At 40.8% G+C, this 21,045-nt stretch carries 18 protein-coding genes; 3 read left to right on the top strand and 15 right to left on the bottom strand.

From position 1 onward, the window contains the following. Positions 1-134: 134 nt before the first annotated feature. On the bottom strand, positions 135-3,197 hold the full coding sequence (locus NRI27_RS02065) for a DNA polymerase III subunit alpha (protein ID WP_371389349.1): 3,063 nt from the start codon (positions 3,195-3,197) through the stop codon (positions 135-137). Between the two features lie 19 nt (positions 3,198-3,216). Next, a complete protein-coding gene (locus tag NRI27_RS02060) occupies positions 3,217-4,161 on the bottom strand; it encodes a DHH family phosphoesterase (protein WP_371389348.1) in 945 nt (314 codons plus the stop codon). A 93-nt stretch (positions 4,162-4,254) separates the two neighbouring features. On the opposite strand from NRI27_RS02060, the gene NRI27_RS02055 reads away from it, so the two are divergent. Then, complete coding sequence (locus NRI27_RS02055; RefSeq protein WP_317942832.1) at positions 4,255-4,575, top strand: YtpI family protein; 321 nt, start codon at positions 4,255-4,257, stop codon at positions 4,573-4,575. A 24-nt stretch (positions 4,576-4,599) separates the two neighbouring features. Here NRI27_RS02055 and NRI27_RS02050 read toward each other — a convergent pair whose 3' ends face one another. Beyond that, positions 4,600-5,907 carry a DRTGG domain-containing protein gene (locus NRI27_RS02050; protein WP_371389347.1) on the bottom strand — a complete coding sequence of 436 codons (1,308 nt, stop codon included), beginning with the start codon at positions 5,905-5,907 and terminating at the stop codon, positions 4,600-4,602. 167 nt (positions 5,908-6,074) lie between these two features. Beyond that, complete coding sequence (locus NRI27_RS02045; protein WP_371389346.1) at positions 6,075-6,755, bottom strand: metal-dependent hydrolase; 681 nt, start codon at positions 6,753-6,755, stop codon at positions 6,075-6,077. A 103-nt stretch (positions 6,756-6,858) separates the two neighbouring features. On the opposite strand from NRI27_RS02045, the gene NRI27_RS02040 reads away from it, so the two are divergent. Then, a complete protein-coding gene (locus tag NRI27_RS02040; RefSeq protein ID WP_371389345.1) occupies positions 6,859-7,959 on the top strand; it encodes a M24 family metallopeptidase in 1,101 nt (366 codons plus the stop codon). Between the two features lie 235 nt (positions 7,960-8,194). Here NRI27_RS02040 and ald read toward each other — a convergent pair whose 3' ends face one another. Then, complete coding sequence (ald, locus tag NRI27_RS02035) at positions 8,195-9,310, bottom strand: alanine dehydrogenase (RefSeq protein ID WP_371389344.1); 1,116 nt, start codon at positions 9,308-9,310, stop codon at positions 8,195-8,197. Positions 9,311-9,615: 305 nt separating this feature from the next. Here ald and NRI27_RS02030 point away from each other — a divergent pair, with 305 nt between their 5' ends. Beyond that, a complete protein-coding gene (locus NRI27_RS02030) occupies positions 9,616-10,068 on the top strand; it encodes a universal stress protein (protein ID WP_317942824.1) in 453 nt (150 codons plus the stop codon). A gap of 57 nt (positions 10,069-10,125) precedes the next feature. On the opposite strand, the gene NRI27_RS02025 is transcribed toward NRI27_RS02030, so the two are convergent. The 10 genes from NRI27_RS02025 to ezrA all read right to left on the bottom strand — a co-directional run bounded on the left by NRI27_RS02025 (position 10,126) and on the right by ezrA (position 21,019). Beyond that, positions 10,126-11,043, bottom strand: a complete 918-nt coding sequence (locus NRI27_RS02025) for a class I SAM-dependent methyltransferase (protein ID WP_371389343.1) — start codon at positions 11,041-11,043, stop codon at positions 10,126-10,128. Positions 11,044-11,144: 101 nt separating this feature from the next. Continuing rightward, positions 11,145-11,651 (bottom strand): thiol peroxidase, encoded by a 507-nt coding sequence (gene tpx / locus NRI27_RS02020; protein ID WP_317942822.1) that lies wholly within the window; start codon positions 11,649-11,651, stop codon positions 11,145-11,147. A 33-nt stretch (positions 11,652-11,684) separates the two neighbouring features. Next, the gene (locus tag NRI27_RS02015) at positions 11,685-12,269 is read right to left on the bottom strand and encodes an RDD family protein (RefSeq protein WP_371389342.1); all 585 of its coding nucleotides are present in this window, start codon (positions 12,267-12,269) and stop codon (positions 11,685-11,687) included. Positions 12,270-12,281: 12 nt separating this feature from the next. Further along, positions 12,282-13,289, bottom strand: coding sequence for a signal peptide peptidase SppA (gene sppA, locus NRI27_RS02010; protein ID WP_371389341.1), 1,008 nt, complete (start codon positions 13,287-13,289; stop codon positions 12,282-12,284). A 104-nt stretch (positions 13,290-13,393) separates the two neighbouring features. Next, positions 13,394-14,299: an EamA family transporter RarD gene (gene rarD, locus NRI27_RS02005; protein WP_371389340.1), complete on the bottom strand. Its 906-nt coding sequence runs from the start codon at positions 14,297-14,299 to the stop codon at positions 13,394-13,396. Positions 14,300-14,779: 480 nt separating this feature from the next. Next, the gene (gene mbcS / locus NRI27_RS02000) at positions 14,780-16,363 is read right to left on the bottom strand and encodes an acyl-CoA synthetase MbcS (protein ID WP_371389339.1); all 1,584 of its coding nucleotides are present in this window, start codon (positions 16,361-16,363) and stop codon (positions 14,780-14,782) included. Between the two features lie 189 nt (positions 16,364-16,552). Then, a complete protein-coding gene (locus tag NRI27_RS01995; RefSeq protein ID WP_317942814.1) occupies positions 16,553-16,759 on the bottom strand; it encodes an alpha/beta-type small acid-soluble spore protein in 207 nt (68 codons plus the stop codon). 82 nt (positions 16,760-16,841) lie between these two features. Beyond that, positions 16,842-18,050 carry a tRNA uracil 4-sulfurtransferase ThiI gene (gene thiI / locus NRI27_RS01990; protein WP_371389338.1) on the bottom strand — a complete coding sequence of 403 codons (1,209 nt, stop codon included), beginning with the start codon at positions 18,048-18,050 and terminating at the stop codon, positions 16,842-16,844. Between the two features lie 3 nt (positions 18,051-18,053). Further along, positions 18,054-19,184, bottom strand: coding sequence for a cysteine desulfurase family protein (locus NRI27_RS01985; RefSeq protein ID WP_371389337.1), 1,131 nt, complete (start codon positions 19,182-19,184; stop codon positions 18,054-18,056). 143 nt (positions 19,185-19,327) lie between these two features. Continuing rightward, positions 19,328-21,019 carry a septation ring formation regulator EzrA gene (gene ezrA / locus NRI27_RS01980; protein ID WP_371389666.1) on the bottom strand — a complete coding sequence of 564 codons (1,692 nt, stop codon included), beginning with the start codon at positions 21,017-21,019 and terminating at the stop codon, positions 19,328-19,330. Positions 21,020-21,045: the final 26 nt, after the last annotated feature.

The raw sequence follows: 21,045 nt of genomic DNA, 5'->3' as shown, positions 1-21,045 counted from the left end.
TGTTTATAAGCATACAGAAAAGAAACCAAGCCGTAAAGTATAACGTGAAAAATTTCACAAAAAAACTGCCACCCAGCACTTTGAGGATGAACCTACTCCGCTTCATCATCCTTACAAATGTGCTGTCGACAGTTTCATATTGGTGAAATGTCTTGAATGATCAACTGATGTTGTCCATTTCTCTTCTCTACCGTTCCTTTCGCCTGGACGATAATCAATTCTTGCAAATGGACATTCAAGGAAGCATATTGCTTTGGAAAGAGCGTACAAGATACTTCGCCAGTCTCATCTTGTAATGTAAAGAATGCCATTGCTTCGCCTTTTTTTGTCCGGATTCTTTTCACTTCCATAATCATTCCAAGCAAATTCACAACCGAACGTTTCCCCGAAGTCTGAGCGTCCACTATGTCCAATACATGATGCTTCAACCGCTTTTTCATCTCGGTAGCAGGATGTTCTGATAAGTAGAAACCTAGCACTTCCCGCTCATATTCGAGCAATGCCAATCTCGGCATCTTTCCAGCTGGTGAATATTTCGGCTTTGCAACAGCGTTCATGACTTCATGAAGCAAGTCATCTTCTGCCCCGATAAACATTGCATGGTTTTTTGCTGCCTCCACGGAAGCGAGTAAAACTGCCCGATTCTCATGGAATTCGTCCAATGCTCCTGCTTTAATCAGTGGTTGGATTGTTTTATCTGTAAAGTGTTGTCCTCCTATTGCCGCAGCAAAGTCAAACATGGAATCCCATTTTTGAGCGGTTCTAGCAGTTTTCAACTGTTGATAAAATGCAAAGGAAATGCCTTTAATAGCTCCTAATCCTATTCGAATGGATTGCCCTTCAACAATATGTAAGTATTTACTTCTTGTTACGGAAGGAGGAAGTACATGGATACCTTTTTTTCTGATTTCTTGCATGATTTCCGTCGTCTTTTCTGGACTTCCTGCTACCATTGACAAAAGCGCAGCATAAAAATACGTCGGTTCATTTGCCTTTAGAAAAGCCAATTGATAAGAAATCAACGAATAAGCAACGGCATGACTTTTCGGAAAACCGTAATCAGCAAATTTTACAATCAATTCATAAATTATTGTTGCAGGTTGCTTAGGGAACCCGTTAGCAACCGCACTTTCTACAAAGTGAGCTTTTTCCTTTTCTAATACATCCCTATTTTTTTTACTGACAGCACGTCGAAGTAAATCTGCTTCTGCAAAAGTGAAACCAGCAACATGTACAGCAATTTGCATAATCTGTTCTTGATAGACGATTATTCCTTTTGTCTCCTCTAAAATCGGCTTCAATTGAGGGTGCACATACTCAATAGGCTGACACTCATTTTTCCTTTTGCTATATAACGGAATATTATCCATAGGTCCCGGACGATACAAGGCGTTAATTGCATACAAATCACTGAATGTTTCAGGTCGTATGAGTCGGAGGGCATCACGCATACCAGCTGATTCAAATTGAAACACGCCTGTCGTATCGCCAGCTTTGAATAAATCGAACGTGCGTCGATCCGTTAAAGGTATCTTTTGAAAATCCATGGTTATGCTTTTGTCATGCTCAATCATGGACTTAATACGATCCATTAATGTTAAATTCCGGAGACCTAGGAAGTCCATTTTCAACAAGCCGGCTTCTTCCACATCTCCCATAGCCCACTGTGTTAAATAGAGCTCATCTCCTCCATTTTGGACAGGGACCGTTTCAACTAACGCCACCGGAGACAATATGACACCTGCAGCGTGTGTCGATGCATTCCTTGGCAATCCTTCCAATTTCACCGCCGCTTCATACCACTTATTTCTTATCTCATCCATTGCAATCCAGTCTTGTAGCGGCTTAGATTGTTGCACGGCTTCTTCCAAAGATTTCGTCTGTCCTTCTTGAATTTGTTTAGAGATGAAAGACATTTCCTCTGATGAAAAATCAAATACCCTTGCAACATTTCTAGCTACCGCTTTTGTTGACAATGTACCAAAAGTAATAATTTGGGCGACATGTGCTTTACCGTATTTCTTTGCAACATACGCAATGACTTCCGAACGTCTGTTATCTGCAAAATCAATATCAATATCCGGCATTGTAATACGTCCAGGATTCAAAAACCGTTCAAAGATTAAACCATATTGTAACGGGTCAACATCTGTAATTCCTAATGAGAACGCGACAAGCGAACCAGCTGAGGACCCCCTTCCTGGTCCTGTTAAAATTCCATGTTCTCGCGCAAAGCGCATAAAATCTTCAACGATGAGAAAGTAATCAGCATACCCCATTGAGCCGATGACATCTAATTCTTTTTGCAACCGAACTACATACTGTTCACGTAAATGCCCGATCCTCTTTTTCAGTCCTTTTTCACAATTCCTTTTTAACAAGTCGACCGTAGACATACCGTTCTCAATCGGAAAAGTGGGCATGAGCTTTTCGCCAGGCGGTAATTCAGCATTACAAGCTAGCAAAAGGTCTTGCATGTTCTCCAGCCATTGAGGGCAATCAGCAAACCATTGGGCAAACGTTTGTGCATCAGGCAAATAGGCATGCGTAAAGTCCATCTTCGGTCGCGTCGGTTCGTTCAATTTGTACCCTAGGCGAATGGCAGTCGCTATCTCATATGTGAACGCTTCCTCGCGATGAATATACCTTGCTTCTTGCACCGCACAGATTGGGGCACCTATTTCTTTGGCAATCGCTGTAATTACTTGTTCTTCTGAATGCACCTGTCCACCCGGACGGGAAATTCCGATGAAAATCGTTTGACAAGCATCCTGTAAAAGTTTTACTGTTTCACTATTTCGCAATCCATCCCATGAAGCATCTGTCATTGGACAAACAAAAACGCAGCCCGCACTGTACGCCTGCAACCACTTTAACGGGAATGTCTCTTGATTTCGAATCGAGCTCGCACTGCTGATTTTCAACAAATTCTTATACCCGCTGTCATCTTTTGCATAAACGTAAAGAAGTACTTCACGCTCATCTGGAAGCTCAAGTGTTATCGATAGACCGATGACTGCATGAATGTCATATTTTTTCATCACCTTCGTAAACGATCGGACACCGTACATTTTAGAATTGACGATACCAACAGCTCGAGCCCCTCTTCTTTTTAGAAGCGGGGCCAATTCATCAAGCTTAATAATTCCGCGCAGCAGATCAGCGCCGGTTACAATTTGCGGATAGACAAGTGTCACAGCGCATCCCTCCGACTTGTTAATGTGTCACACATAAGTCCCTCAATTTCCGAATGATTTCATCCGCCTCTTCCCATTTATAGATCGATGCACCGGACGCTAACGGATGGCCACCACCATTATATTGTGATGCAAGCTGATTAATGATTGGCCCTTTTGAGCGTAAACGAACACGAATCTGATCTTCTTCTTCAACGAAAATGACCCATGCACAAATGCCTTTTACATCCCCAAGGACGCCAACAAGCTGCGACGTCTCTTTCGCTGTCACACCATACTCTTGTAAAAGCGACTTGTTAATCTTAATATACGCTGTTCCGTGTTCATCCATCGTAAAGTTTTGGTAAATATACCCTTTTAAATGCAACAATCGTCGATCTTCCTCATACATATCTGCATACAATTTAGTTCGATCAAACGCATACCTACTTAACGCGCTAGCAATTTCAAAAGTCCTCACCGTCGCGCTAGGGAAAATAAATCGACCCGTATCGCCGACAATTCCTGCAAAGAGCAACCGTGCACATGCGTCGGACATCTTCCAGTCATAATGATCCCGTCCTGCTTCAAACAACAGATAAATCATTTCAGAAGTAGAACTCGCTTCTGTATCGACCCACCTAATATCACCATATGGGTCAACATTCGGATGATGATCAATTTTACATAGACAAGCAGCCTCTTGGTAGCATGAAGCAGCATCGATTCGTTCAGTGTTACCCGTGTCTGTCACAATAACGAGTGCACCTTCATAATCGGACGGGTCAATTTGATCTTGACTTGCCAAGTAAGTGAGTTGCTCATCATGTACTCCAGCGGCAAAAACTTGCTTTTCAGGGTAATTCGCTAAAATAAGTTCTTTTAAGCCTACTTGTGAACCGTACGCATCAGGATCTGGTCTGACATGACGATGAATAATGATTTTGTCATATTTTTCAATTGTGTCGATGATTTGTCTTTTCAAATTTTGAATCCTCCATTATTCGATGATTTCTGTTCGCATTCCGATCAAAAAGCCGCTACAATGGAAGAAGTTCTTTGATGGAGGCTCACACATATGAAAACTCTAAATTTCTTTCTTGTCTTTTTCATTGTCGCTTCGGGCGTCTTTTATTTTTATTTCAAAACAAGACAATTCAGAACGAGTCAAGTATTCCCTATTCGCAAAAAAATGTTTGCTAGCCAGGCCGGTATTTTTTTAGGGACTTTGCTTTTCTTCTTCGGTTTGAATCAAGTCTTACTCTTTGGAGGAACCGCTACATATGTAATCGCTGGCCTCTTTATCATTTTTGGTGCATACATTATAACGTTTAACTACAAAGCATCAAAGCATTATAAACAATTCGTTGATGAAGAGACGAGTCTAAACAAAAACTGATGTGTTTGCATCAGTTTTTTTTATTTATCGCTCAAACAATTGGTACATGACCATTGCTTTGGCAACAAGCTCGGAATCCGTAAATAAATCGAAATCCACTTTGACAAACCTTCTGCTCATTTGTAAAATCCGAGGTTCGACAACAACCGTACTGCCAAGTTGTACGTGTTTAATGAAGTAAATCGTCATGTTCTCTGGAACAGATTCCCCGCGTTTCCTCATTTTAATCGCTCGGTTACCGACATCTGTCAACAAAGTTGTCAATGCACCATACGATAACGACCCGAATTGGTTCGTCATTTGGGGAGCAACCGTAAACTCAATGTTTTGTGGGTGTTCCGGAACGGTTTTCATTTGGTTTTTGACGATGTCGTCAATTTTCTCCCCTTGTTGAGGTTGACGTTGCGTCATCTGGAAGGCCTTCAACACATCTTGCCGACTAATGATCCCTTCCAATAAGCCGCTTTCACTTACAACCGGCATTAAATCTATGCCTTCCCAAATCATACTATGACCAGCTGACGCTACGCTTGTCTTACCGCTTACCGTAATTGGATGGGGTGTCATCACTTTCTCTATTAGTTCTGACTCATGCTTACCAACAGCATCACGAGACGTGACAATACCAACTAATTTACCGTTTTTTTCGATAACCGGGTAGCCTGAATGGACGGTTTGGCGATTCACTTCGTTAAAATGCGCAACACTGTCCTTCGGAAAAAAAGTAATCGTCTCTGCCAGCGGTGTTACAATGTCTTCTACTAAAAGTATCTCTTTTTCAATAAGCTGATCATAAATCGCTCGGTTTAGCATCGTTGCAACGGTAAAAGAATCATAACTTGAAGAGATGATTGGAAGATTTAATTCGTTTGCGAGCTGCTTCACTTCTTCAGCAGCATCAAAACCGCCTGTCACGAGTACAGCTGCACCTTCTCGTAAAGCAAGCTCATGAGCTTTCAAACGGTTTCCGACGATTAGCAGACTTCCTGCATCAATATAGCGTCTCATGTCTTCTAACTGCATCGCACCAATAACAAATTTTGTCAACGTCTTATGCAAGCCATCTCGTCCACCGAGAACGACACCATCCACGATATTGACAACTTCGGCAAATGTCAGTCGCTCAATATTTTCTTTTTTCTTCTTCTCGATCCGAATGGTGCCCACGCGTTCAATCGTATTGACCAATTTTTGATTTTCAGCTTCTTTGATTGCTCGATAAGCTGTTCCTTCACTGACCGAGAGCGCTCGAGCAACTTGCCGGACAGAAATTTTTTCGCCGACTGCCAACCCTTCGATATAGCGTAATATCAATTCATGTTTTGTCGACATGTTTTCACCTTTTTCCTTATTTCACCTACAACCATTTTAGCATAGTTCCTTGAAAATAGCGTAAGAAGAAGTTATTGTCGTGTAGTTTGTTGACCGATAAAACTTCTCCAACTGCATCCTTCAAAAAACCGAATCCCTCACGACTTGGAGGGACTCGGTTTCTGTACTTACATTTCTAATACGTCGCCTGCTTTCATGATTTTCACTTCATGGGCAGTGACAAGTTTTTTGAAGTCCTCGGGATCTTGCTTAATAGGTGGGAACGTATCATAATGGACCGGAACAACAATTTTCGGTTGAAGTAATTCTACAGCCATTGCTGCATCTTCTGGTCCCATTGTAAAATTATCTCCGATTGGAAGAAAGGCAACATCGATCTCATTCCTTTTGCCGATCAGTGCCATGTCCCCGAATAATGAGGTATCCCCTGCATGATAGATTGTTTTCCCTTCAGCTTGAAAAATGATTCCAGCCGGCATACCTGTATAGATGATTTCATTCGCTTCCGTCGTATAAGACGAACTATGGAATGCTTGTGTATAACGGACAGTTCCAAACTCAAACTCACAAGCACCACCAATATTCATGCCATGTGTATTCAATCCTTGCCAACCAAGATAAACCGCTAGTTCATTCGGGGCGATGATTAGTGGATTGCACCGTTTTGCAATGTCGATCGTATCACCTACATGGTCATTGTGACCATGTGTTAGTAAAATAACATCCGGTGATTGGTCAGCAGCTTGCAAATCCGTCAACTCATTGCCAGTAATGAACGGATCAATTAAAATTGTCTTCCCACCTGTTTCAATTTTGACAATCGAATGTCCGTGGTACGATACTTTCATGTAAAAATCCCTCCATATGTTTTCTCTAGTATCTAGTTCTTCACGCAACCACAATACCCCTTTTTTTGATATGATAACAATACCCAATTTAGGAGGGATATTTGTGACCAAAGTTAAAGCGATTCAAGAATACTTACAAAAAAACGATGTGGATGCTGCATTTATTACTACACCGGACAACGTGTTCTACGTGTCAGGTTTCGCCAGCGAACCACATGAACGGTTATTAGGCGTAATGATTTTCAAGGAAGCTGAACCTTTCTTAATCTGCCCGCTTATGGAAGTGCCCGATGTTAAAGCATCTGGATGGGCTTTTGAAGCTGTCGGTCATGCTGATACAGATGACGCTTGGGATATTCTATCTTCTGCAGTTGCCAAAAGAGGGGTAGAGTTGGAAAAAATCGCGATTGAAAAATCACATTTAACCGTTGAAAGACTGGAACGTATGGAGCAAATTTTCCAAAGTGCGCAGTTCCCTCGTTTAGATGAACAATTAAATAATATGCGGAATATTAAAAGTGAAGATGAGCTAAACAAACTACGTAAGGCTGCGGAATTAGCGGATTATGCAATTGAAGTTGGCTGTAAAGAAATTGCAGAAGGCAAGACTGAACTTGAAATATTAATGGCAATTGAATTTGAAATGAAGAAAAAAGGCGCCGAAAAAATGGCATTTGATACGATGGTGTTATCTGGCCCTAAAACAGCCTCTCCACACGGAACACCAGGTGATCGAAAAATTCAAAAAGGCGATTTCGTTTTATTTGACCTTGGTGTCGTTTATGAAGGATATTGCTCCGACATTACACGAACGGTCGCATTTGGCGAGCCTTCAGAAAAACAACGTGAGATTTATGAAACTGTCAAAAAAGCAGAACAGACAGCGATCGACATTGTCCGTCCAGGAGTAAAAGCGAAAGAATTGGACAAGGCTGCAAGAGACGTCATTACGGAAGCAGGCTACGGTGAATACTTCACTCATCGCCTCGGCCACGGTTTAGGCATTTCCGTGCATGAATTCCCGTCCATTACAGGAACAAATGAGATGGAATTAGTCGAAGGAATGGTCTTCACAATCGAGCCAGGTATTTACAACCCCGACATCACTGGTGTCCGAATCGAAGACGATGTTGTCGTGACGGCTAATGGAGTAGAAGTACTAACGAAATTCCCGAAAGAGTTAAAAATCATCGAAGCAAAATAATAAAACCGAATTATCGACAAAAGGGTTGGAAATCGTAAATTTCCAACCCTTTTGCTTAAACAGGTAAACTTTACCGGTTAATGGACTAATATAGCGTTAATTTCCGTTTCTGGCGGATTTCAACACTGTTAAACTTATCTCTATTTTTTTAAAAAAGACTGTAGGCCAACACCAAAATTCAAGGTGTATGTCTACAGTCTGAAACGCTGTCCGCTATTGACGGACAGCGTTATTATTATTTATTCAAAAGTGTTTCTGCTGCAACGTATTCGAGCCCTTGTGCATCAGCAACCGCTTGATACGTTACATGGCCTTCAAGGGTATTCAGACCTTTTTGCAAAGCTAGGTTGTCCAAGCAAGCTTGCTTGTAGCCTTTGTTTGCAATCTGTAAAGCGTAAGGTACGGTTACATTCGTCAATGCCATTGTCGACGTACGTGGAACAGCTCCTGGCATATTCGCAACTGCGTAATGAACCACGCCGTGTTTTTCATAAGTAGGATTGTCATGTGTTGTAATTCGATCAGACGTTTCAAAAATTCCGCCTTGGTCAATTGCAATATCGACAAGAACAGAACCTGGCTTCATGGATTTCACCATTTCTTCAGAGACCAGTTTCGGCGCTTTTGCACCTGGAATCAATACACATCCGATGACAAGATCCGATTCTTTTACCGACTCAGCAATGTTGAATGGATTTGAAACGAGCGTCTGCACATCGTTTCCAAACATTTCATCCAACTGACGAAGACGATCAACCGAAAGATCAAGCACAGTTACTTTTGCTCCCATACCAATCGCAATCTTCGCAGCATTTGTTCCTGCTTGTCCGCCACCGATAATTGTAACTTTCCCACGAGATACCCCTGGAACGCCTGAAAGAAGAATTCCTTTACCACCATGGATTTTCTCAAGGTACTGTGCACCAATTTGTGTTGCCATACGGCCAGCAACTTCACTCATTGGAGCTAACAATGGAAGTGTGTTGTTCACTTGGACAGTTTCATAAGCAATTCCCACAACTTTGTTATCAAGCATCGCTTTTGTCAATTCCAACTCTGGCGCTAGATGTAAGTATGTGAAAAGAATTAGCCCTTCTCTGAAGTATCCAAACTCAGACGCAAGTGGTTCTTTCACTTTCATGACCATGTCGGCATCCCATGCTTCTTTCGCTGTTCTGACAATTTTCGCACCTGCTGCAACATAATCCTCATCTGTGAAACTTGACCCTAATCCTGCGCCTGTTTCGATAAGGACTTCATGACCAGCTGACTTCAAGTTAAAAGCACCTGCTGGTGTCATCGCCACTCGATTTTCATTATTCTTCACTTCTTTTGGAACCCCAATACGCATAACTGATCCTCCTAAATAAATGAAAATTGGTTGATTGCTTCGAATAGTATTCGATTTGACCAACGTACAGTCCAATTCTATCAGATATATGAGAGATTTGCTTCAATTATTTACATTATGTAACTTTAATTTTTACTATATTGAAATTTTCTACTTACTCACTCGACAATTTCCGTGGCGTTGTAACATTTTCGTCAAATTCAATAAGTTTTTTTGAAGGTTTTTTATTTGATAGCAGGAGATTTGAACATTAACTAGAAGATAGTATATAGAAAGACCAATCTCACTGAAATGGAGTGGTAATCTTGGTATTAAAATATGAACAAATTATTGTAGCCGTCGACGGGTCTAAAGAATCCAAATGGGCATTTAAAAAAGCAGTAGGAATTGCTAAGCGAAACAATGCAGTGTTGAATCTTGTCAACATCATTGATACACGCTCATACGCTGCTGTCGAAGCTTATGATCGATCAATTGCAGAACGCGCGCACAAATATGCGGAAGAGTTACTGACAGAATATAAGCAAGAAGCAGAAGCAACAGGTTTAGAGAAAGTGAATATTCTCGTTGAATATGGTTCCCCGAAAACAATGATTTCTCGTGACCTCTCCAAAAGACTTGTAGCGGATCTTATTATTTGTGGAGCTACTGGTTTGAATACTGTTGAACGCTTCCTCATCGGCAGTGTATCTGAAAATATTGTACGATCAGCAACTTGCGATGTATTAGTCGTTCGTACTCCTGAAGATGAAGTATAATTTATCAATTATAAAAGGCAACTCCAGAATGCTGGGGTTGCCTTTTTTCATACATCTTTACATGTCATTTGCCCATTCATCAACTTTTTGTAAGAAAGACGACATGGCTTGCTTGTTAGACATATTTGGTACTTTTGAAAGCAATACATCAGGTGTCACTTTCATATTTTCGGTTGGCTTTTGTAGAATAAGAATACTCTTCTCATGAGCACGATTTTTAAACAACGACTCTGGCAACTGTAGGACTGCACGGATCCGTACATTTTTCTTCACATATTGATGGAAGATTGATGCTTGGTCTGATTCAAATAGTGTTGCAGGTGCAAGAAAAATCCCATAACCGCCTTCTTTTAAGTGTTTCATTGATTGTTCGATAAAAAGATGATGTGCATAGGCATGACCTTCAGCCGGCATCATTTCAAAGTTCAATCCATTGTCATCGTCTGGATAATAGCCTACCGGCAAGTCGCAAATGACAAGGTCCACTGGATCGATTAATAATGGGCGTAATGCATCTTGTACGAAGAACTGTACAGGTTGTTCAATCAAATCTGCAGAAACGGCAGCTAATCGGACAAGCAATTCATCAATCTCAACAGATGAAGCAGATGCCTTTTGTCCAAACGCGTTCATGACAGTGAATAAGAGATTCCCTGTCCCAGCTGCAGGATCCAAAACTTGCACTTCATCTTTTGCTTGCATAAGCTTTGTAGCCAGATGGCCAATAAGCATCCCAATTGCATCCGGTGTCATTTGATGATTCGGTTGCACTTGCTGTTTCATACCTTTTAAGACAGCAAGTTGGATACCTCTTCGAATATCTTCTTTTGTTACACTATCCGAAACATCCGGCTCTGCTTCGCCGGACAACCATTCATTACAAGCTTGAATGACAGCCTCTAAATAGATTCCATCTTGATCGTTTGCAGCATATGCATCAATAAATGTGAAAATTTGTTCTGTGTTTGTCGCCATGGTTACTCCTCTACCTTACTCAACATTTTTTCCCTGCACCTTCAATTCTTAGCAAGGTTAGAAAAGCCCACCCGTTTTCCGAGTGGGCTACTGACAGCATATTATGCTATTAGATTTCTTACCGCTTCTAATGCTTTGTCGTAGTCCGGGTGATTGGTAACTTCACTTACATACTCGACATACGCAATCGTGTCATCTTTATCAATGACAAAAATCGACCGAGCTAATAGGCGTAATTCTTTCATCACTACTCCATAAGCTTCTCCGAAAGACAAATCTCTATGATCAGATAAAGTTTGCACATTCTTAATGCATTCTGTCGCTCCCCATCTCGCTTGCGCAAAAGGAAGGTCTACAGAAATAGTTAAGACTTCTACGTCCTCACCAAGTGAAGTCGCTTGTTCACTAAAAGTGCGTGTTTGTTGAGAACAAACTCCTGTATCAATGGAAGGTACAACACTGATTAAGCGTACTTTCCCTTTTGAATCGTTTAACGTAACAGGTTTCATATTCGTTGTAAGCACAGTAAAATCAGGAGCTTTGTCCCCTGCTTTTAACGCTGTGCCTAGCAATGTAACAGGCTCCTGATTGAATGTAACATTAGCCATTACGACGCCTCCTTTTCATTTCTGTTCATTTTACTAGACAATCGTTCTGCCTTGCAACTGTTCACCCTCACGTAATTGTCTCACTTCAATCACTTCTTTTTCATAGGATTGCTCGTGAATGACAATTGTATCAGCGAACAGATCATGCAGTGCTTCTTTTTTCGGCATGAAGATGACAAGCAAATAAGGGAGCAAAAGCAACTTAGAGATAAACCGTCCGATTCCTTCTCTAAATAAAACCGTACCCCACGTCAACTTCTCACCATCTTTTCGAACTACTTTAATGCCAATGATCATCTTTCCAATTGTTTGACTGAATATTTTCGTCATTACTGTAAAATAAGCAAGGAACAAAACGAGCACAATGATTTTATATGGGCTAAATAACAAAAATGGTGGATTTGAAATTGTTGCATCAACAACTCTAAAAATGGGCTTAATGATTATCCCACTAATAGCCGACACAATGAGCAAATCAATGACATATGCCCAAAAGCGCGTCCAAAAACCTGCATATTGTTTCCGAAAGCGTTCCGTTTGAACAATTTCAAACACAGGGGAATGGCTAGCTGCTTCCACATTCATCCGTTCTTGATTCTCTTCAAATGAATCTGCCAATGCGATCCCCCCTTATCTTTCACCGTATAAATACATCATTCGCGGCGCTTGATAATCTGTTAGGATTTTTCCGATGAGCTCCGCTTCAACATTTCTACCGAAAAGACTTTGCACTTTCATACTAAATAGCGAACTGAAATTGTCGAGTGTGGCATATTCAAACACCGTTGCATTTTCCAGTTCATAATCTGCTTTCAATGCATCAATGACATCTCCGGTTTTACCAAACTCATCAGCCAAACCGGCTTCAATTGCTTGCCTGCCGTTCATAATTCGGCCATCTGCAACCTTTTTCACTTCTTCGACAGACATTTGTCTGCCTTCCGCTACGATATCGACAAATCGATTATATGAGTCATCAATCATTTCTTGGAGCATTGCTCGTTCTTCTTTCGTCATTTCACGAGAGCCGCTCATCATGTCTTTATAAGGTCCTGACTTAATTGTGTTAAAATCAATACCGATTTCTTCAGCCAGTTTCGAAAAATTGACACTTTCCATGATTACGCCAATTGAACCTGTGATGGTTTCAGGATGAACGAAAATCTTTTCCGCAGGTGCTGCAATGTAATAACCGCCTGACGCTGCCATCCCTCCCATTGATATGTAAATCGGGATTTCCTTTTCCAGTTGAATTGCTCGAATGGCATCATAAATGTCAGCAGACTCCAGCACACCACCACCTGGTGTATTTACAGCTAATACAACACCTTTGACAGTTGGATCGTCCAAAACATCTTGTAATTGTGACATAAAGGCTTGGTGATTATACCCGACTGTTCCTAAAAACGAACTTGCTTGAACATCTTGGATGACACCGTCCAACGACAAGACAGCAATACGATCCATCCCCACACCAGGCTCAATTACTGATTCGCTATAGCCAACACCACTTGCTGTCATTTCTTCAAATATCGAATTAAAATCTCTCGTAAATATGTACGAAAGTGCATTAATGCCTATCGATATAAAGATAAGCACGGTTGCTACGATGATTGCAATCCATCGTTTCATTGCCATTTTGTATACCTCCTTCTCTCTTTCCAACACTGTATACGAATAACCGAGATAAAATGTTTCATTATTTCTAAAAAGAAACCATGCTTTTTTACTGGAAACAACGGTTATTGCACACTTCTTTTCGTAACAACCGATTCATACACTTTGGAAACAGTAAACAAAATCAAGCCTGCCCAAATGATTGAGAAAGATAACAATTCCATTTTCCCAAACGACTCGTTATAAATCACAACACCAATAAACAACATCATCGTCGGTGCAATGTATTGAATGAAACCCGCCATGTATAAAGGGATTTTTTGAATCCCTTTCGCATACAGAAGAAGTGGTAGTGCAGTTGCAATACCTGTACCGATAAGTAACAGATCTGTCTTAAAATCGCCATGCAAAAAAGCAACTTGCCCTTTTGCAAAAATGAAGAAATAATAGCCAGCAGCAACCGGCACAATGAAAGCCGTCTCAATCGCTAAACCTCTCAACGCATCCAACTGAATGTTTTTCTTAATGAAACCATAAAACGCAAAAGTTAACGCTAAACTTAAAGCGATCCAAGGAATTGACCCATAAGAAATCGTCAAAAGCACGACACCGATAACGGCTAACAAAAATGCAATCATTTGGGCAGTAGATAATTTTTCTTTCAAGAAAAACAGACCGAGCAATACCGAAACGAGAGGGTTTATGTAATATCCTAGACTTGTTTGGACAATAAAATCATGATTAACTGCCCATATGTAAATAAACCAATTGCCTGTCACTAAAACAGCCGCCAAAAATAAACTCCAAAATTGCTTTTGCTTCGACCATAACTCTTTCACATCCGACCACAATTGCTTACCATTCTTCATCAACAAGACCGCAAGAAAAGTGGAAACGAATGCCCAAACAACTCTACCTGACAATATTTCTTCGCTCGCAACGTGCTCCAGATGTTTCCAATAAATCGGCATGAATCCCCACAGTAAAAAAGAACCCACGACAAACAAAACTCCACCTTTATCCGTCTGCATCAAAAAACCCCCTTTACACCAAAAAAGAATAGTCCAATTATAGACCTTCCATTTCATTCCGTAAAGGAGTTCTAAGAGGTTTTCCACATACCTATGTATTCTACGTGAACACCTCGATCCTCTATAACAAAGCATATTTCCGCCAAACGCCGCATATTCTACTCAAACGCGGCATATTCGTTACAAACCCAGCATATTCGCACCAAACACAGCATAACCGCCACCCAACAAAACCGTCAATTTGTCAAACCCCATAATGCGCGATACAAACCATCTTCCACCAATAATTGTCGCGAGAATGAGTATATAAAGAGAACTTATCTTTCAATACATTACAACTTAGACGCGAATCCCTTTACCAAACAGCAAATTCCTTACCACACATATTTTACTCTGTCTGATTCTCTTGCCTCTAACAAAAAAGAAAAGCGAAAGTGATCGGAATCAACTTCGCTTCTCTTTAATTTACTTCAAACAGAACTATTTTGCCGTTTCTTTCGCTTGTTCAAGTTTGCGAAGTTCAACACGCATAATCTTTCCAGACGCAGTCTTCGGTAACTCTTCTACAAACTCAATTTTCCGGGGATACTTATAAGGTGCGGTCAATTGTTTCACATGTTCTTGTAACTCTTTAACGAGGTGATCGTCTTGCTGAATTGATGGATCACGCAACACAACGAACGCTTTAACGATAGTCCCTCGCACTTCATCAGGGCTCCCGACAACTGCACATTCGCGTATCGCTGGATGTTTAGTTAACGCATCTTCCACTTCAAATGGTCCAATTGTGTAACCTGAACTAATGATGATATCATCACCACGTCCCTCAAACCAGAAGTAGCCATCTTCATCCAATTTCGCTCGATCGCCCGTTATATAATACTCTCCTCTAAATTGCATCTTCGTCCGCTCAGGATCATGTAAATATTCTTTAAACAAAGCAGGTGTAGAAACGTGTACTGCAATGTCACCCACTTCACCAGGTCGGACTGGATTTCCTTCATCATCCACAATATCAACTTTGTTTCCTGGTGTCGGTTTCCCCATGGACCCTGGTCTTGCTTCCATACCAAGCATTGTACCGACGAGCAACGTATTTTCAGTTTGTCCATATCCATCGCGGACGCTGAAGTTAAATGTTTTCTCAAAGATATCAATGACTTCACGATTTAGCGGCTCTCCTGCCGATACCGCACTTCTAATGGAAGAAAGATCATAATTCTGAAGGTCTTCAGCTTTTGCCATGAATCGATATTCAGTCGGTGTGCAACATAACACATTAACTGCATACTTCTTTATCAACTGCAAATATGTCTGCACTTTAAACTTTCCATTATAGACAAGTCCTGTCGCTCCACTGCCGAGCACAGATAGGAAAGGGGACCAAATCCATTTTTGCCACCCCGGTGCTGCTGTCGCCCAGACAATATCATCATTTTGAATGCCAAGCCAGTTTGGTGCAGCAGTCCGCAAATGTGCATACGCCCATGCATGTGTATGGACTACACCTTTCGGCTTACCCGTTGTTCCGGATGTGTACGATAAAAACGCCATATCGGAACTTTTTGTTTCAACGGTATTGAAGTCTGTCGAAGCCGTTTCCATTAACTGCGTTAGTGATTTTTGGCCAGCTTTCGCTTGACCGATGACAAACAATTGGACATCTTCAATTGAATCCACTGCCTCAAGCTGTTCCATATATGACTCATATGCCACAATCGCTTTTGCACCACTGTGCGCTAGTCGATATTCAATATCTGAAGCCCGAAGCATTTCAGAACTCGGAATGACAATAATCCCCGCTTTAATGGCACCGATATATGTGCTGTAGGCTTCAAGGAGGCGTGGGACCATGATGAGTATGACATCCCCTTTTTGCAAGCCGCTATCCGTTAGTACATTTGCCACTTTGTTTGCTGAAGCTAACAATTCCTCGTATGTAATCGTTCTTTCTTGCTCCTTTTCATCCACATAAATTAATGCATTTTTGTTTGTATCTTTGTACTTTTCGAATTCAGATACTAAATTATAGTTAGCTGGTGCAAGTAGTTGTTCACGCTTCATAATGATCGCCCCTTTTCGACTTTTCATTCATTATACAAAGCTAAAGCGGAAATTTCAAAACATATTCATTTTTCTAACGTAATAGAAGTATAAGTGACATGATTGTTGGACATACTAGAAAGAATTTATGTCGCTTAAACAGAAAAACTGCCCCGAATAAATTCGGGACAGCTCCTCTTTACATTTTTGTTATTTTTGGTAACCGTTCATTTGTTGTTGAGCTTGACGCACTAATCGCTTAGTGATTTCTCCGCCGACGGATCCGTTGGCACGCGATGATGCATCAGGTCCAAGTTGTACACCAAATTCCTGTGCGATTTCGTACTTCATTTGGTCAAGAGCTTGTTGTACTCCTGGAACGAGGAGTTGGTTTGAGCTGTTGTTGTTGTTAGCCATGTCGTTGTCACCTCCTTGTGACTATAGAATGGACTGTATCCGAAAAATCATACAGGAGGTTTAAACGGTAATTGTTACCAACTTACAACAAGTTCATAAATCCTTCTTCTTTTACGCGCAACTCGGCTGCTTCAATTACTGTACGTTCATTTACAGCTTGTTGAATAAGCGGCTCAAAGTCAAAGTAGCTCTCAAAACGATTTACCTTCTCAATTTTCGGTTTCGTTTTAGGGTTAGATGGTGTAAAAATCGTACAGCAGTCCTCATAAGGTCTAATCGAAATATCATACGTATCAATTCGTTGAGCGATGTCAATGATTTCGAGCTTATCCATTGCGACTAACGGTCGTAGAATCGGTGTTGACGTTACTTCATTTATAGCTGTCAAGCTTTCTAATGTTTGGCTCGCAACTTGTCCAAGACTTTCCCCCGTAATAATGGCCATTGCACCGATCTCTGCTCTCACACGATCTGCGACTTGCATCATCATACGTCGTGTTGTCGTCATCGATAAGTTGTCTGGAACTTGTTGGACAACAGCTTGCTGCAATTCAGTAAAAGGAATGACATGTAACCTCACGGATGCACCAAAAGAACATAATTTTTCGGCGAGATCCATCACTTTTCGCTGCGCTAACTCACTTGTGTACGGCGGACTCGCAAAATGGATGGCATCAATTGATACGCCACGCTTCATCATTAAATAGCCTGCAACCGGGCTGTCAATTCCACCTGATAACATGAGCAACGAATGACCATTCGAACCTACAGGCATGCCACCAGCACCTTTATATACTTTAGCTGTCAGAAATGCGCCTTCCTCACGGATGTCAACAAGTAAAAGAATATCGGGCTTTTTCATTTGAACGACCAACTCAGGAAAATGGCGAAGGACATGTCCGCCGATTTCTTGTTGCAATTCACTTGTTACATAAGGAAAACTTTTGTCTGCACGTTTTATTTCCACTTTAAACGTACATCCTACAGTTTCACCAGACCCGATAACTTCAATTGCTTTTTGCTTAATACTTTCTAAGGTAGCTTCACATTGAGCAACTGGACTGAAAGATTGAATACCAAAGATAGACGGAAGACGCTCGATTACTTCTTTCATTTCTTCTTGCTTTTCAGTTTGCAAAAACATTCGATCACGTTCAGCTCGAATTTGGATTGAGCCTATATCTCGTAATGCATTTTTTATATTGGATCTCAACTTCCGGACAAATTGATTACGGTTCCTTCCTTTTAATGAAATCTCACCATAACGTATTAATATTTCGTTCCAATCCATTTATTACATCCCTTTCTCAATAACGTCAATAAAGCGCTCAATGACACTAACTAATTGTTCGATATGCTCATCAGTCGTAGTGTTCCCAAAACTGATTCGCACTACCCCGTTTTTAAAACGGTTGTGTAGACCAATCGCTTCAATTACATGACCAGCTTGACCATTTTTCGAAGAACATGCGCTAGATGTAGAGACAATTAATCCATTTTCTTGAAAATAGTTTACAGCAACTTCACCTTTAATGCCGCGGAAAGCCAAGGATACGATATGCGGTGCACTATTCTCTGGACAGAGCACTTGAATATTTTCATACTTCGTGCATGTTTCTAACACTCGATTCCGCCACGTTCGATAATCCGCTCTCTCTTTTTCAACTACACTGAGCCTTAACGCTTTCGCCAATGCGACAGCATTCGGAACCGAAACTGTCCCGCTCCTCAAACCATTTTCTTGACCACCACCATGCATGATGGCTTGAGGTTTAATCCCTTTTTTCAAAAATAACGCACCCGTATTTTTCAACCCATTAAATTTATGTGCGGAGACGGTAATTGCATCTACCCCAAGATGTTGCATGTTAACTGGCAGTTTACCTATACTTTGCACACAATCAGAATGAAAAACGGCTCTACTCTTTTTATGAATGAGTTCAGCACAAGCAGCAAGTGGCTGAATGGAGCCAAGTTCATTGTTGACATGCATAATGCTGACAAGAATTGTATCTTTGCGAAGTTTTTCATCTAACTCATCTATTGAAATGACACCTTGCTCATCTACCGATAAATAATCGACTTCAAAGCCAAGTGTTTCCAAGTGCTTACAAGCGAGTAAAACAGACGGATGTTCAATCTTCGTCGTAATTACATGTTTTCCTCTGGAGCGATAAGCCATAGCAAATCCGATAAGCGCCAAATTATTAGATTCGGTTCCACCTGAAGTAATCACTACTTCCCCTTCTCGATTATCGACAAGTTGCAACATTTGTTCTTTCGCTCTTCGTAGTAGCACGTCAGTCTCTCTTCCCATTCTATGTAAGGAAGCAGGATTCGCATAATACTCCAAGTTTGCAGCAATAAAAGACTCCAGTACAGCATTATCCGGTTGCGTGGTCGAGCTATTATCTAAATAAATCATTCGTATTTTCCTTTCCACTTCTCTTGGTGCAGTGTTTGGGTCACTCTATTCCATTTAAATTAATGAATTTGCTTGACAATTTGTAAATTCACACGATAAAGCCACCTGCACTCATTATGCCGGTGGCTATATCTATTCATTCGTTATGCATGCTCTTTTAACATTTCCTCAATTCGCTTCATTGCACCTGGTTCAACCGCTTCTACTGCAGTCGCGGCTTCTTCCAACGCTTTTGCATATCGGAATTGTCGGAACGATTCTTCTGCCATTAGTAAACGTTCATTCATTTCAGGATTGGACACACGGTATCGATTACCGTATTGAATAATCCTTTCAATCAGCATGACGTTTTCTAACAACTCTTCCACTTTTCCTTTCACTTCATGGACAACACGTTCAGCGTTTGTAAGATAATTTTCTGCTACTGCCATATTTAACGGAACTTCCTGTAAACTTTGACTGACTAAATACAACTGCTCTTCAGCTTCTTCTAATCGTGCATCCATATCATCCGGAATGCCAGGAATATTTCCTCGATGCAGCTTGCGATCAACACTTTGCAATTCCCTCGTGAGTGTCTCAAGTCTTTTCCTCACATTGTTTTCATCAATGCGAAGATTTTTCATACGACTTGCTAAACTTTCCTGTTCCATAGCAATGAGTTCAAGCTCCTCGGTAATTTGCGCAAGTTCCAGTTGCAAAGCGGAGTATGCAGATTCCTCTTCTGCAACGAGTATTTTTAATGTGTCATATTTCTTTTGCAAAGACTCGAGTTTTTTACTGCTAATTTCAGGTAATTTCGCTTCTTTTTCATCCAAGCGATAACTTTGTTGGACATAAGCTGCTTCATCAGAAGTTTCTCTCGTCAACTTTGTAATTTGTTCAAGGGCCGTTTCCAGCGTATCGAAATTCAATTCCACATAATGTCTTGCGTTCACTTCGTTTTCTAAAGCATCGTAACATGACTCGATGATATCAAGCATTTCCGTAACTTGTTGTTGAACAGTGTCAATTTCAAGTTCTACAAGCCGGTTCATCTGCGCTTCAATTGAGACTTCAATGTCCTGAAGTTTCCGTGTAATTTCAAGGTGATGCAGATTATATCCTTGTTCTTCCATCTCCCTACTTCCATAACGCAATTCACGAATAGACGCGGGGATTTTGTTTTGAAGATCCGTTAATAAAGAAGGAATTTCTTGAATCAGTTTAGACAATTGATCACCTTTTGCAGCGAGTGTAATGACTATTTCACGCGCAAGCAAGTAATTTCCATTCGCAGTCAATTCATCATACTCTTCAAACTTCGGCATAAATGCTTCTAATTCTTTCTCCAACGGCTTGACCGTCATGCCAAAAGCATGTTGGTGAGCTAAAACTGTCTTTCTTGCCAAACGGTATTGTTCCCGTAACTTTTCAATTTCAATTCGGTTCTTTTCTTCGCTACCAATCAGCTCATTTAATTCATCTAATATGGCATTTTTACGTTTATCACAGTGACGGATTTTTTCTTGAATTACTTTCTCAGCAGCAGTCGCTTTTTTGAATCTAAAACGATCAATCATATCTTCTGCGTCAAATAACATAGAATCGATTTCAGGCATAAAGACGTCAATAACTTCCGTCCATTCATTGCGCCACCGCTCAAATTTCTCCTCGGTTTCTCCAGTCATATTCAATTGTTTAACTTTCATCATCTCTTCAAAAATCGGCTTGTTTTGAATTTGGAGCTTCTCGTGTTCTAATCTACCAATTTCTCGAATATGTTTACGCCTAAACAAAAAGGCGATGGTTACAAGTATAAGTACTATAATAATTGGAATGATGAAATATTTCATCATTGTGATCCCCCTATTCCGAAGTC

Source organism: Sporosarcina sp. OR05, assembly GCF_041414805.1.
Classification (GTDB): domain Bacteria; phylum Bacillota; class Bacilli; order Bacillales_A; family Planococcaceae; genus Sporosarcina; species Sporosarcina saromensis.
Note: the sequence above shows the minus strand (reverse complement) of the source record. Positions and strands in the feature narration are given on the sequence as shown.